Origin of the sequence: Testudinibacter sp. 'clade 2', from assembly GCF_006227735.1 — a bacterium.
Taxonomy (GTDB): Bacteria; Pseudomonadota; Gammaproteobacteria; order Enterobacterales; family Pasteurellaceae; genus Chelonobacter.
Window position 1 is genome coordinate 1 of sequence record NZ_VDHB01000217.1, and the last position, 855, is coordinate 855.

Here is an 855-nt window from a genome sequence, read left to right on the forward strand (position 1 = left end):
AAAATATAAACAAAGATCAACAGACCCTACCAGTGAGTTATCAAATGATTAAATCACACTTAATTGCAGCTCTTTACCCAATGCGCGAAAAGCTCGACTAATGGTATCAATTTTGGTTGTATGGCGCGGCTCAAGAATACGTCCTACCTCCGGTGGGCGAATACTTGCTAAACGTGCTAATTGCGCTTTAGTGACAGATTGTTGAAGCATAACATTGTGTAGCAGTACTTTAGCATAAACGCTATCAGGTAGTGCTACAGGGGTCTCCTCTTCAACAAGACTACGAGATACTGGAAATGGTTTATCTTCTTCAAAATAAATTTCAACACAAGAAAGCAAAACGTCTTGCGCCATTTCCATAGCTTCATCGAAAGTATCGCCCTGAGTTATACCCTCGGGAATATCAGGGAACGTAACAACAAATCCGCCCTCATCGGCAGGTGTAAAATGTGCAGCGTAATACATAAATTATTTCTCCATAGTCAGCAGCGAGTCCGCCTTTACACGCGAATTATATTATTTTAAACCTAATTGCTTTTTAATCCCTTCCACTAAACCCTTTTTTAATTCTTGGCTTGGATGGCTGGGTAGATGACTTCTTCGATCTTTGTAATACAGTTTTAAATGCCGTGTCCCATTTTCAACTTGTACCCCTTGAGCTTTGAGCCACCTAAGAAATTCGCTTTGTTTCACTGCCTCATCCAGTTGTTCGGTTAATTTGCGAGCATTGTATGCAAAATTGCATATTACCGCAAGTTATTTATATGCAAAAATGCAAATTATTTCCAAGTATTTAACCATAGTCAAAACGCAGATTAAATCCATGTCTTTAAGCGAGATATTAGGGTCTGTTGA

General features: G+C 39.2%; 2 protein-coding genes. Both read right to left on the reverse strand.

The genetic code is table 11. The annotated features are described in order from the left end of the window. Positions 1-48: 48 nt before the first annotated feature. Positions 49-465: a type II toxin-antitoxin system HicB family antitoxin gene (locus FHQ30_RS12785; protein WP_139611545.1), complete on the reverse strand. Its 417-nt coding sequence runs from the start codon at positions 463-465 to the stop codon at positions 49-51. Positions 466-516: 51 nt separating this feature from the next. After that, positions 517-693 (reverse strand): type II toxin-antitoxin system HicA family toxin, encoded by a 177-nt coding sequence (locus tag FHQ30_RS12790; protein ID WP_139611546.1) that lies wholly within the window; start codon positions 691-693, stop codon positions 517-519. Positions 694-855: the final 162 nt, after the last annotated feature.